A 12,947-nucleotide genomic window follows, 5' to 3' on the forward strand; every position below is an offset into this window, starting at 1 on the left:
ACGCAACAGTAAGGAATAAAGAAGTATGGCAGTAGAGAAAATATCCCCAGGAATGCAGCAGTATCTAGATATCAAAAAAGACTATCCGGATGCCTTTTTGCTGTTTCGAATGGGAGATTTTTACGAATTATTTTATGAAGATGCAGTGAATGCAGCTCAAATTTTAGAGATTTCCTTAACCTCACGGAATAAAAATGCAGAGAATCCGATCCCTATGGCGGGTGTTCCCTATCACTCGGCCCAGCAGTATATTGATGTTCTCATTGAACAGGGGTATAAGGTCGCGATTGCAGAACAAATGGAAGACCCTAAAGAAGCCAAGGGGGTCGTTAAGCGTGAAGTCGTACAGGTGATTACACCGGGTACAGTGGTGGATTCGACCAAGCCAGATAGTGAGAATAACTTCCTAGTTGCTTTGGATCGTTCAGGAACTGATTATGGGCTAGCCTATATGGATCTGGTGACAGGGGAGTTTCAGGTGACGACCCTCAATGACTTTAGCATGGTTTGTGGAGAAATCCGCAATTTACGTGCGCGTGAGGTGGTCCTGGGTTATGAGTTGCCAGAACAGGAAGAGCGTGTGTTTATTAGCCAGATGAATCTCTTGTTGTCACATGTAGAGACGGCGCTCGACGATGTTCAACTCTTAGGGGATCAGTTGAGTGAGCTAGAAAAGAAAACGGCTGGAAAACTTCTCCAGTATGTCCACCAGACACAAATGCGGGAATTAAGCCACCTCAAAAAAGCCCATCATTATGAGATTTGCGATTTCTTGCAGATGGACTTTGCGACCAAGGCTAGTCTTGATTTGACAGAGAATGCGCGAACTGGGAAGAAACATGGTAGCTTGTATTGGTATTTGGATGAAACCAAGACGGCCATGGGCGGTCGTTTGTTGCGGTCCTGGATTCAGAAACCCTTAGTCGATTTGAAACGGATTCGAGAGCGTCAGGACATCATTCAGGTCTTTATGGATCATTTCTTTGAACGGAGCGATTTGACCGACAGCCTCAAAGGGGTCTATGACATTGAACGCTTAGCGAGTCGGGTTTCCTTTGGTAAGATCAATCCTAAGGATCTCTTGCAGCTAGGAGATACTCTGGGGCATGTGCCGACGATCAAGTCGATTCTACTGGGGATTGGTGATCCGGTCTTAGATGTCTTGATTGCACGCTTGGATGAACTTCCTGAGTTGCACCGCTTGATTACCTCAGCTATTGCTCCGGAAGCGTCTGCTGTTATTACGGAGGGAAATATCATCCGAACTGGGTTTGACGAGCAATTGGACCAGTACCGTGTCGTTCTTCGAGATGGTACTGGTTGGATTGCTGAGATTGAGGCCAAGGAGCGCGAAGCCAGCGGCATTACAGGTCTCAAAATCGATTACAACAAGAAGGATGGCTACTATTTCCATGTCACCAATTCTCAATTGAGTCACGTTCCTGCTCACTTTTTCCGCAAGGCGACCTTGAAAAATTCAGAACGCTTTGGTACGGAGGAATTGGCACGCATCGAAGGAGATATGCTAGAGGCGCGTGAGAAGTCTGCTAATCTGGAATATACGATTTTTATGCGGATTCGGGAAGAAGTTGGCAAGTATATCCAACGTCTGCAACAGTTAGCTCAGGCGATTGCGACGGTTGATGTTTTACAAAGTTTAGCCAGTGTCGCTGAGTCGCAACAGTTGAATCGTCCCTTCTTTCATGAAGAACGACGAATCGCGATCGACAAAGGGCGCCATCCAGTAGTTGAGAAAGTGATGGGAGCCCAGTCCTATATTCCAAATAGCATCTTTATGGGTGAAGAACGGGATATTCAGCTGATTACGGGGCCAAATATGAGCGGGAAGTCTACCTATATGCGCCAATTAGCGATCATTGTGATTCTTGCCCAAATTGGCTCTTATGTTCCAGCGCAAAGGGCCGAGTTGCCAATCTTTGATGCGATTTATACCCGGATCGGAGCTGCTGACGACCTGGTATCGGGTCAGTCTACCTTCATGGTGGAAATGATGGAGGCCAATCACGCCATTCGCAAGGCAACACCTCAGTCCTTGATTTTATTTGATGAGTTGGGACGGGGAACGGCGACCTATGATGGGATGGCCCTCGCCCAGTCCATCATCGAATACATTCACGATCGAACCGGTGCCAAAACCTTGTTTGCGACCCATTACCATGAGTTGACGGCTCTTTCAGAAAGCTTGTCTCGCTTGGAAAATGTCCATGTTGCGACCTTGGAGCGAGATGGTCAGGTTACCTTCTTGCACAAGATTGAAACCGGCCCAGCAGATAAGTCCTATGGGATTCACGTGGCCAAGATCGCTGGTTTGCCAGAAGAGCTGCTGAAGCGGGCGGATGCGATTTTGACCAAGCTCGAAGGACAAGCCCAGCAAGTACCGCTTGCGGATGCAACCCCTAAAAAGGAAGTGTCTTCGCAGGTTGCTGAACAAATGTCCCTCTTTGAGGAAGTGACAGAAAATACAGTGATCACAGAATTGAAAAATCTGGATCTCTACAATATGACTCCGATGGAAGTCATGATGGCAGTCGCCGAATTGAAAAAGAAATTGTAAAAAGAAGATCCTCGTAATAGCGAGGATCTTTTATTGAAGACAAAGTCATCTTAGAAACTTTCCTTAAGTGAGTACGGACGTCAGCGAACTTCTTCGAAGTTCCAAGACTAATTATTGAGCCTAAGGTCTCAATAATTCCGAGTGCCTGAAACATAATTGTTTCAGGCACTTTTCTCACAGCGGAAAGTTTCAGTAGATGATTGAATAACTATAACGAGTATAATTTTTATAGAATTTATTAGATTTGTATAAAGGAACAGTTTATCTCCACTTTCAGATCCTCGTAGCACTGAGGATCTTTTTGCTTAGTGGTTAGCAATGCTTTGGTTGATTTCTTGAACTTGTTTTTTATAAAAATGATGGGAGACCAACCAGATGATCACGTAAACGAGGGTGAATTCGACAACGAGTGAGAGGTAAAATCCGAGTCGTGCTGGAAACCAGCCGGCCAAGGTAGCTAGGGGAATAAACCCAAGTAACATGAGTAGGTAATGGCTCAGAGTAGCCCGTAAGAGGCTCCAGTCTTTTTGAAAGAGGAGACTTCCGAAGCTAAAGAGGACCCCAATCGCACCCCAAACGAGGGCACAATAGAGCATGACCAGTGAGCCGTGAACATGATGCAAGAACATCCAGCGACCGACTGCAGAGTTGGGACTTAAGGGAAGGTACAACTCAGGTGAGAAGAGATAGGAAAAGAAGATGGATAGGATGAGCCCGATGAGAATACCTTTCAGGGCGTCAGAAAAAGATTGTTTTAGCATGATAATTTCTCCTTAATGGCTTTTAAGTAACGACGGGAGGAGTAGGTCAGACTCCCGTTTTTAAGATAGATTTGCACCGATCCTCCACTGGTAAAGTGCAGGTGATCGATTTCTTTTGTGTTGATAATTTCAGATTGGGAAATTTTAAGAAAGAAGGTCGGTAAGTCTTCAGATAGCTGATAGAGTGGTCCAGTCAGGATAAATTGATCTGTCATGGTCTCACCAATCACTTGCCGATTTTCAATGTAAAAACGTTGGAATAGCTGGCTTTCGATCAGGTAAGCCTCCCCATCCTTTTTGGCACGTAAGCGCCCTTTTTGATCCAATTCTTCCACAAAGTCACGGATTCTCTCTACACGCGTAGATAGTGTAGGTGCTGTAATCGTCACCGCTTCTTCTTGGAAGTGGGAATCAATGTGTACTTCTACTTTCATAAGATATTTTCTCCCTCCTTAGGTAAAGTCGGTTAGCCTGCTAGCCCGGCTCCTTCTTTACACTACTATTAAACACTTTTTCCAAAGGGAAGACAAGGAAATTTGTTTATGTGGTCATTTTCTTTGCCTATGCGGTTTTTAGGGAAGAAGATGGGGCCAGCCTCCATTTTTTAAGAAAGGGAGTCCTGTGGATCTGTGGTATAATAGAGCTACATGTATCGGTGAAAAAAGGTAAAGGAGCAGCTATGTCACAGATTATTGAATTGCCAGAAGTCCTAGCCAACCAGATTGCGGCAGGTGAAGTAATTGAACGACCTGCTAGTGTGGTCAAGGAATTGGTTGAAAACTCGATCGATGCTGGAGCTAGCCAGATCGTCGTTGAAATCGAAGAAGCAGGATTGAAGTCGATTCGGATCACAGACAATGGAGAAGGAATTGCGTATGATGAGGTCGCTCTGGCCCTTCGTCGACATGCGACCAGTAAGATCAAGAATCAAGCGGATCTTTTTCGCATTCGAACGCTTGGTTTTCGTGGCGAGGCCATGCCTTCCATTGCTTCTGTCAGTATTCTAACCCTTCTAACGGCGCAAGAAGGAGCTGCCCACGGGACCAAATTGGTCGCAAAGGGTGGCGAAATTGAGGAATTGGAGCCAGCGACAAGCCCTGTCGGGACCAAGATCACAGTGGAAGATCTTTTTTTTAATACACCTGCTCGTCTCAAGTATTTAAAGAGCCAGCAGGCAGAGCTATCCCATATCGTGGATATTCTCAACCGCTTGAGCTTGGCCCATCCTGAGATTGCCTTTACCTTGATCAATGATGGAAAAGAAATGACCAAAACAGCGGGGACGGGTAATCTCCGGCAAGCCATTGCGGGTGTCTATGGCCTCGCATCTGCCAAGAAGATGGTGGCCATTGAAAATCGCGACCTAGATTTTGAAGTGACGGGCTTTGTGTCTTTGCCTGAATTGACTCGTGCCAATCGCAATTACATCAGCCTCTTTATCAACGGCCGTTACATCAAGAATTTCTTGCTCAATCGAGCTATTTTAGATGGCTACGGCAGTAAACTCATGGTGGGTCGCTTTCCACTCGCGATCATTAATATCCAGATCGACCCTTACTTAGCCGATGTCAATGTTCACCCTACCAAGCAAGAAGTTCGTATCTCCAAAGAACGGGAATTAATGGCCTTGATCTCCCAGGCGATTGCGAATGCTTTGAAAGAGCAGGACCTGATTCCAGATGCTCTAGAAAATCTAGCCAAGTCGACCATTCGCCGAACAGAAAAGCCAGTACAGACAACCCTGCCTTTAAAAGAAAACCGTCTCTATTATGATCGAGAAAGCCAAGATTTCAAGCTTCGACCAGAAGTGGCAGATCCTCAATTGCCTCTAACAGATGAGGTGGCTGCTGATTCTACAAGCCAAGAAAACCCAGTAGAAAAACCGACAAGCGCGATCAAGTTTGCGGAAAGAAAGACTGCGGTTTATGATGAACTGGATCACCCAGAGTTGGATCTGGCTAGTCTAGACAAGGTCTATGATAAGTTGGATGGGGAAGAACATTCGACCTTCCCAGAGTTGGAATATTTTGGTCAGATGCATGGAACTTATCTCTTTGCCCAAGGCAATGGGGGCCTTTATATCATTGACCAGCACGCGGCCCAAGAGCGGGTCAAATACGAAGAATATCGGGAGAGCATCGGGGACGTAGACGGCAGTCAGCAACAACTGCTGGTGCCTTATATCTTTGAATTCCCTACAGACGATCTGATCCGCCTGCAACAGCGCAAGCACCTTCTAGAAGAAGTAGGCGTCTACTTAGAAGAGTACGGAGCCAACCAGTTGATCTTACGGGAGCATCCGATCTGGATGAAGGAGGAAGAGATCGAGTCGGGTATCTATGAAATGTGTGACATGCTCCTCTTGACCAAGGAAGTGTCCATCAAGAAATACCGGGCTGAGTTGGCCATCATGATGTCCTGCAAACGCTCCATCAAGGCCAATCATACACTGGATGATTACTCCGCACGGGATCTCATCTATCAACTGTCCCAATGTGACAACCCTTATAACTGCCCTCATGGCCGTCCGGTTTTGGTTAACTTTACCAAGTCAGATATGGAAAAGATGTTCCGACGCATTCAAGAAAATCACACTAGCCTGCGGGAATTGGGCAAATATTAAGTAAACGATAAAGGAATCTTATGTACGAATACATTAAAGGAATCTTAACGAAAATTACCGCCAAATACATCGTGGTAGAAACAGCTGGAATCGGCTATCTCTTGCATGTGGCCAATCCCTATGCCTACTCTGGCAAAATGAATCAAGAGGTGCACGTCTATCTGCACCAAGTGGTTCGGGAAGACGCTCACCTTCTCTATGGCTTTGCGACCGAAGAAGAGAAAAAGCTCTTTTTAAACTTGATCTCAGTCTCTGGGATTGGACCTGTCTCAGCTCTGGCCATCATTGCTGCAGACGATAATGCAGGCCTTGTCCAAGCCATCGAAAGCAAGAACATCACTTACTTGACCAAGTTTCCGAAGATCGGCAAGAAAACAGCCCAACAGATGGTGCTGGACTTGGAAGGTAAGATCAATCTTGATCTAGAAGATGCACCGGCTCAGACCAAAGCCAAAGTTGCAGAAGAAAATCAAGCCCTTGAAGAAGCTATGGAAGCCATGTTGGCATTGGGCTACAAGGCAACGGAACTTAAGAAAATCAAGAAATTCTTTGAGGGAACTTCTGATACTGCTGAAAACTACATCAAGTCTGCCCTTAAGATGTTGGTGAAATAATGGGGATTGCTCGAATCAATCTAGTTGAAGCAAAGAACAGTAGCAACCATATTAAGATAAAGTTTAAAAATGGGAAGATTGATACACTATGGCTACACTGTACCGTTTTTCCATTGTTTTGTAAAAATTGTCAACAGAGCCAAACAGGATTATTTTTGCATAGTGGATCTCGCTATGGTCAAGTTGGCTCACTTCCTTGTGAATTTTGTGGTGCGAGTATTGCCATAGTAGATCATGACAATATAGTGGAAAGTATAAAGGTGAATGATGAACCTTGTTCTTTCGAAAAACTCTACCTGTTAAGTGCAGACTATATCGAATGGTTTGAAGAATGGTATGGGCTAACATTAGCTCCTGAAAACTTATTTGAAGGTTGGACTGATTGGGTGTCTGTAGACCAGCTGCGAGAACAGATTGAAACATTAACTGGAATAGAAACAGATGATGGTGTAAGGTATCAAACGGACGAGAGATTTACCCCTCTGCCACCAGATATTAATCGTTGGATTAATTTATTAGACACGTCCACGGTCCCCTTACCTAACTATGTTTCAAAGATTGGAGAATAGTCTATGCCAAAACGCTGTGGCTGGGTTAAAATGAACAATCCTCTCTATGTGGCCTATCATGATGAGGAGTGGGGACAGCCCCTCCATGATGACCGTTCTCTCTTTGAGTTGCTCTGTATGGAGACCTATCAGGCTGGACTATCTTGGGAAACGGTCCTCAATAAACGGCAGGCTTTCCGAGAATCTTTTCATGGTTACCATCTTCAACGCGTCGCAGAGATGACGGATGAAGAACTGGAATCCTTGTTAGACAATCCAGCCATCATCCGCAATCGTGCAAAGATTTTTGCGACACGGGCCAATGCTCAAGCCTTTCTACAAGTCCAGGAGGAATTTGGATCGTTTGATGCTTATCTTTGGTCTTTTGTCGATGGGAAAACCATCGTCAATGATGTTCCAGATTACCGACAGGCTCCAGTGAAGACAGCTCTTTCTGAGAAGCTAGCCAAGGACCTCAAAAAACGTGGTTTTAAGTTCACCGGACCAGTCGCAGTTTTATCCTACCTACAAGCAGCAGGCCTGGTCAATGATCATGAGAATGCTTGTGAATGGAAAAAACGGTGATTAGTGAGTATAGCTAACTAGAGTATCTGAGAATATAGAAAAAAAGCTGAGAAATTCTTCCCAGCTTTCTTTGTTATAGTCAAAGCGAATGACTTGCTCCGTTGCATCTACATGGGCGTGGACTCCGAAGGGGACAATGGCTCTTGGAGTTGCATGACCAACATTCAGATTATAGACAATTGGGATATTGCTATCGATGATATCCAAAAGTGCTTCTTTATAGTCGTCATAGAAAGTTTCATCCATAGGTTTTCCGACTAATAGTCCACTGATGACCTCGAATATACCCGTGTCCTTCAAAGTCCGCAACATCTTTTTAAAGTCGTCAGGTTCAGGCTTTTCTTGGCTTGTTTCTAGCAAGAGGATCTTTCCTTCCCAGTCTGACAAGTCGGGGAAAAGTTTGTATTTTTGGCAGAGGTCCGTGCTATCTGCGTGTAGAGAGTTGTCAAAAATATCATAGAGAGACTCAAGACAACCACCGAGGATTTCTCCCTCGAACTGAGCATTGCCTTGTAACAAGTCAAAACCTGTATTTTCATGGCTGACACGAGGTGTTCCCAGAGCCTCGGGACTAAAATCAGTCCGTTCCTCATACCAAACGTTACTAGGGCGAATTTCTGAGATTCTACCAGTCTCAATCAATTCTTTAAAGTAGTGGCGGCTATATGGCAGCATTTCTTTGTCTAACTCACAAATGTCTGCAAAAAAGGATTGGCCGTAAAAAGTCTTGATTCCTAGTTTATGCAACATGAGATGGTTCATGGTCGTATCCGAGAAGCCAAGAAAAATCTTTTGCTTGATAACCTTTTGTAGTTGGTCATTTTCAAAAAGATAAGGTAGCAAGCGATAGGTATCGTTTCCACCGATGGCGCATAAGATCATGTCGATGCTATCATCGGAAAAGGCCTGAATCAAATCCTCTGCACGAGCTTCAGGATGTTCTTTGATAAAGTCTAAGCCTTTTAGTGAATGAGGTAAAAAGATAGGATTGAGTCCGAGGTCTTTGAGTCGTTGGACCCCCAAGTCCACTTCGTGCTTGACAAAGTCCTCTCCGATAATCCCACTAGATAAACTTATAATACCAATAGTAGAAACCATATCTTATCCTCCTAGAAATAAATTGATGCTATTGTATCACAAAAGATGAGGGGAAACAACAAGAATTAGAGTCGAAAGAAGGTTTTTAGATCAATAAAGTAGTAAAAAAGCAACCACTCGATATGGTTGCTTCAGAATAGAGATAAGCTCTATCCACAATAGAAAACAGCCCTTTAGAAGTTGATTGCCACATAGTTAAATCTCTTAGGGATGCTGATGAAATAGTATTTCTAAGAGTTTTTTACTTTATACTCTAAAAGAAAAAGATTGAAGAAAGTTGTCCAAAATGTACTTTATCTTCAATCTGTTTTTTAAATAATTTAGGAAATTGTGTTAAAATGAAATGAAAATTACGAATAGTATAAGTAGGAGGCACCATGAAGGCGGAAATTATTGCAGTTGGAACAGAAATTCTAACAGGACAAATTGTCAACACCAATGCTCAATTCTTGTCTGAAAAATTGGCTAGTTTAGGGATTGATGTCTATTATCATGTGGCGGTAGGAGACAATGAAGGTCGTCTCTTATCGACCATTGAGACAGCTTCAAAACGCAGTGATTTGGTGATTTTATGTGGTGGACTTGGGCCCACAGAGGATGATTTGACCAAGCAAACCCTTGCTAAGTTTTTAGGGAAAGAACTGGTTTTTGATCCAACAGCGCTTGCTAAACTCGACACCTTCTTTGCCAGTCGCCCTGAATATGTCCGGACGCCCAATAATGAGCGACAAGCACAATTGATTGCCGGTTCAATCCCCCTTCAAAACCGTACAGGTCTCGCGGTTGGAGGTTTGATTGAAGTCGATGGTGTGACCTATGTCGTTCTACCTGGTCCACCAAGTGAGTTAAAACCCATGGTCAATGAACAATTGGTGCCTCATTTGACGACAGGGGAAGAGCTCTTTTCAAGAGTCTTGCGCTTCTTTGGGATTGGGGAAAGCCAGCTGGTTACGATCCTAGCAGATATCATTGAAGAGCAGACTGATCCGACGGTTGCCCCTTATGCCAAGACGGGAGAAGTAACTTTGCGTTTGTCTACAAAGGCGAAGGATCAAGCCTCAGCGGATGCGAAGCTCGATGTCTTAGAAAAGGAAATCTTATCCCGTCATACGCTGGATCATCAACCCTTGCATGAACTGTTTTACGGTTATGGGGATGATAATTCGATGGCCAAGGTGGCCTTTGATCTCTTGAAACGGACTGGTAAGACCATTACAGCTGCAGAAAGCCTGACGGCCGGCCTTTTCCAAGCGACTTTGGCAGATTTTTCAGGGGCGTCCAGCATCTTCGCGGGTGGTTTTGTCACCTATAGTCTGGAAGAAAAAAGCAAGATGTTGTCTATTCCAGCTCAAGAGTTAGAGCAACATGGAGTGGTGTCTCATTTTACAGCACAAGCCATGGCTTCACAGGCCCGTAAGTTAACAGGATCCGATTATGGTGTTAGCCTGACCGGAGTTGCGGGGCCAGATAGTCTAGAAGGGCACCCAGCAGGGACCGTCTTTATCGGACTTGCGACTCCAAATGGAGTGGATAGTGTCCAAGTCAATATCGCCGGACGTAGCCGGGCGGATGTCCGCGAAATTGCAGTTCTTCATGCCTTTAATTTGGTACGCTTGGCTGTATTAAATGGTGAAAATTTGGTATAATGAAGTTTGTGCCAAATGAAGAATAATTCTAAAAATGGATAGGAAATGTGCCTTTCAAAGACCGGAAAACGTCAGTGAGTTGCATGCATTTCCTGTATAGTAAAAAATAGGAGAAAAGAATGGCGAAAAAACAGAAAAAATTAGATGATATCTCTAAGAAATTTGGAGATGAGCGTGAAAAAGCGCTCAATGATGCCCTGAAGTTGATCGAAAAGGATTTTGGTAAGGGATCGATCATGCGTCTGGGCGAACGTGCAGAGCAAAAAGTACAAGTCATGAGCTCTGGTTCCTTGGCGCTTGATATTGCCTTGGGTGCTGGTGGTTATCCAAAAGGTCGGATCATCGAAATCTATGGTCCAGAATCATCTGGTAAAACAACCGTTGCCCTCCATGCAGTAGCGCAAGCACAGAAAGAAGGAGGCATTGCTGCCTTTATCGATGCGGAGCATGCCTTGGATCCATCTTATGCAGCAGCTCTCGGAGTCAATATCGACGAACTTCTCTTGTCTCAACCAGACTCAGGGGAACAAGGACTTGAAATTGCTGGTAAATTGATCGACTCTGGTGCGGTTGATTTGGTGGTTGTCGACTCTGTTGCGGCTTTGGTCCCACGTGCGGAAATCGATGGAGATATCGGGGATAGCCACGTTGGATTGCAAGCGCGAATGATGAGCCAAGCGATGCGTAAGCTTGGAGCTTCGATCAATAAGACCAAGACCATTGCCATCTTTATCAACCAATTGCGTGAAAAAGTTGGAGTCATGTTTGGGAACCCTGAAACCACACCTGGTGGTCGTGCCCTGAAATTCTACGCTTCTGTCCGTCTAGATGTTCGTGGAAACACTCAAATCAAGGGGACTGGGGACCAAAAAGATACCAACGTTGGTAAGGAAACCAAGATCAAGGTTGTGAAGAACAAGGTAGCTCCACCGTTCAAAGAAGCCATGGTTGAAATCATGTACGGGGAAGGAATTTCACGTACAGGTGAATTGGTGAAGATTGCAACAGATTTGGATATCATCCAAAAAGCGGGTGCGTGGTACTCCTATAATGGCGAAAAAATTGGTCAAGGATCTGAAAATGCTAAGAAATTCTTGGCTGACCACCCAGAAATTTTTGACGAAATCGACCACAAGGTTCGGGTTCATTTTGGTTTGATCGAAGAAGACGAAGCAGTGAAAACCCTTGATAAAACTGAAGAAGCAGCTCCAGTCGTAGAAGAAGTAACTCTAGATTTAGATGACGCGATTGAAATTGAAGATTAATTTTTTTCAAAATAGGTCGCTAGACTGATGGTTTTTGTGTTATAATTTAATACGATAGTATTATCGTGTAGCGAAAGGAGTGCATGCATGATTAAAATTTATACAGTGTCAAGTTGCACCAGCTGTAAAAAAGCAAAGACTTGGCTCAACGCTCACCAGCTAACTTATAAAGAACAAAACCTCGGTAAGGAAGGGATCACCAAAGAAGAATTGTTGGATATCCTTACAAAGACTGAAAATGGAGTGGCAAGTATTGTCTCTTCAAAAAATCGATACGCTAAAAATCTAGGAGTGGACATCGAAGACTTGAGTGTCAATGAAGTCATTGACATCATCATGGAAACACCTCGTATTCTTAAAAGTCCGATCTTGGTAGATGACAAACGTCTCCAAGTGGGTTACAAAGAAGACGATATTCGTGCCTTCTTGCCACGATCAGTTCGAAATGTAGAAAATGCAGAAGCGCGGATGCGTGCAGCTCTTTAAAACGATTGAAAATCAGAAACAATTTGTTTCTGATTTTTTCTTTTTAAAAATCGAAATGGAAAGCAGTTTACTGCGCCATTTTACGAAATCTATGATACAATATTTTAGAAAACAATAACTAGTAAGGAATGGAAAATGAAAAGGAAAATCTTCTTATTGGGTGCGCTTGCCTTGTGTTTGACGGGATGCGGTCAAAAAAAACAAGCGAAAACGCCAAATTCAAGTGAACAAAAGGCAATCCAAGCGAAAGCAGAGCAACTACAAAAGGATAATAAGAGTATTCTGCAAAAAGCTGAAGAAAATAAAGTCATCACTAGAACCTTTGTCTTTCCAAAAGATGACAAGGGGACACAACAGACGCAAATCGTCACCTATGTGGGGAATACCTTTAAAAAATTAGAGACCATCAATGTGACGGCAACCGATGAGGAGTTGAAAAAAGGAATCCAACAGGTTGGAGTCGAGGAAGCACAAAAGCAATTGAGAGAATCCTTTAACAAGGACGATGCATTTAAGGAAGCTTTGACAGTGCCAGGTTTCACAGCTAATTTGACCTTGGAAAATGAGAATGAATACAAGGTAACCATCACCTATGACTTTGAAGCGATGGATGTGAAGAAAGCCGAAGGCATGACTTACTTCAAAAACAATCACTTACCGGAGTTGTTGAAGCTGACACCGAGTCAATTTGCGGACAACCTCATCAATGCTGGAGCGAGTGAGCAAAAATAAAAAAACAGTTTAGC

The 12,947-nt window shown here is 44.0% G+C and carries 11 protein-coding genes and 1 pseudogene; 9 read left to right on the forward strand and 3 right to left on the reverse strand.

What is annotated here, in order from left to right; translation table 11 throughout:
- Positions 1-25: 25 nt before the first annotated feature.
- A complete protein-coding gene (gene mutS / locus ABVF55_RS01700) occupies positions 26-2,575 on the forward strand; it encodes a DNA mismatch repair protein MutS (RefSeq protein WP_445285419.1) in 2,550 nt (849 codons plus the stop codon).
- Positions 2,576-2,880: 305 nt separating this feature from the next.
- Here the strand turns inward: mutS and ABVF55_RS01705 are convergent, their stop codons facing one another.
- Both ABVF55_RS01705 and ABVF55_RS01710 read right to left on the reverse strand, forming a co-directional pair.
- Positions 2,881-3,336 (reverse strand): DUF3021 domain-containing protein, encoded by a 456-nt coding sequence (locus tag ABVF55_RS01705; RefSeq protein WP_024054970.1) that lies wholly within the window; start codon positions 3,334-3,336, stop codon positions 2,881-2,883.
- Entirely contained in the window at positions 3,330-3,770 is a 441-nt protein-coding gene (locus tag ABVF55_RS01710; protein ID WP_223325820.1) for a LytTR family DNA-binding domain-containing protein, read from the reverse strand. Before ABVF55_RS01710 ends, ABVF55_RS01705 begins: the two co-directional genes overlap by 7 nt.
- Positions 3,771-4,015: 245 nt before the next feature.
- Between ABVF55_RS01710 and mutL the strand changes: the two genes are divergently transcribed.
- Genes mutL through ABVF55_RS01730 form a run of 4 tightly spaced genes read left to right on the forward strand, consistent with a single transcriptional unit; the run spans position 4,016 to position 7,706 of the window.
- Positions 4,016-5,959, forward strand: coding sequence for a DNA mismatch repair endonuclease MutL (gene mutL, locus ABVF55_RS01715; protein WP_445285420.1), 1,944 nt, complete (start codon positions 4,016-4,018; stop codon positions 5,957-5,959).
- A 20-nt stretch (positions 5,960-5,979) separates the two neighbouring features.
- Positions 5,980-6,573: a Holliday junction branch migration protein RuvA gene (gene ruvA, locus ABVF55_RS01720; RefSeq protein WP_445285421.1), complete on the forward strand. Its 594-nt coding sequence runs from the start codon at positions 5,980-5,982 to the stop codon at positions 6,571-6,573.
- Positions 6,573-7,142: a hypothetical protein gene (locus ABVF55_RS01725; RefSeq protein ID WP_445285422.1), complete on the forward strand. Its 570-nt coding sequence runs from the start codon at positions 6,573-6,575 to the stop codon at positions 7,140-7,142. The genes ruvA and ABVF55_RS01725 overlap by 1 nt, the downstream gene beginning before the upstream one ends.
- A 3-nt stretch (positions 7,143-7,145) precedes the next feature.
- Positions 7,146-7,706, forward strand: a complete 561-nt coding sequence (locus ABVF55_RS01730) for a DNA-3-methyladenine glycosylase I (protein ID WP_445285423.1) — start codon at positions 7,146-7,148, stop codon at positions 7,704-7,706.
- Between the two features lie 63 nt (positions 7,707-7,769).
- On the opposite strand, the pseudogene ABVF55_RS01735 reads toward ABVF55_RS01730, so the two are convergent.
- Positions 7,770-8,804: pseudogene (locus tag ABVF55_RS01735) on the reverse strand (S66 family peptidase); the annotation flags it as partial.
- 377 nt (positions 8,805-9,181) lie between these two features.
- Between ABVF55_RS01735 and ABVF55_RS01740 the strand changes: the two are divergent.
- From ABVF55_RS01740 to ABVF55_RS01755, 4 genes are all read left to right on the forward strand, one after another.
- Complete coding sequence (locus ABVF55_RS01740; protein WP_201090162.1) at positions 9,182-10,450, forward strand: competence/damage-inducible protein A; 1,269 nt, start codon at positions 9,182-9,184, stop codon at positions 10,448-10,450.
- 119 nt (positions 10,451-10,569) lie between these two features.
- Positions 10,570-11,715 (forward strand): recombinase RecA, encoded by a 1,146-nt coding sequence (gene recA / locus ABVF55_RS01745; RefSeq protein ID WP_003002082.1) that lies wholly within the window; start codon positions 10,570-10,572, stop codon positions 11,713-11,715.
- 87 nt (positions 11,716-11,802) lie between these two features.
- The gene (gene spx, locus ABVF55_RS01750; protein ID WP_003009108.1) at positions 11,803-12,201 is read left to right on the forward strand and encodes a transcriptional regulator Spx; all 399 of its coding nucleotides are present in this window, start codon (positions 11,803-11,805) and stop codon (positions 12,199-12,201) included.
- A gap of 135 nt (positions 12,202-12,336) precedes the next feature.
- Positions 12,337-12,933: an SP0191 family lipoprotein gene (locus tag ABVF55_RS01755; protein ID WP_201087716.1), complete on the forward strand. Its 597-nt coding sequence runs from the start codon at positions 12,337-12,339 to the stop codon at positions 12,931-12,933.
- Positions 12,934-12,947: the final 14 nt, after the last annotated feature.

The sequence above is a fragment of the Streptococcus sp. KHUD_012 genome (assembly GCF_052588255.1).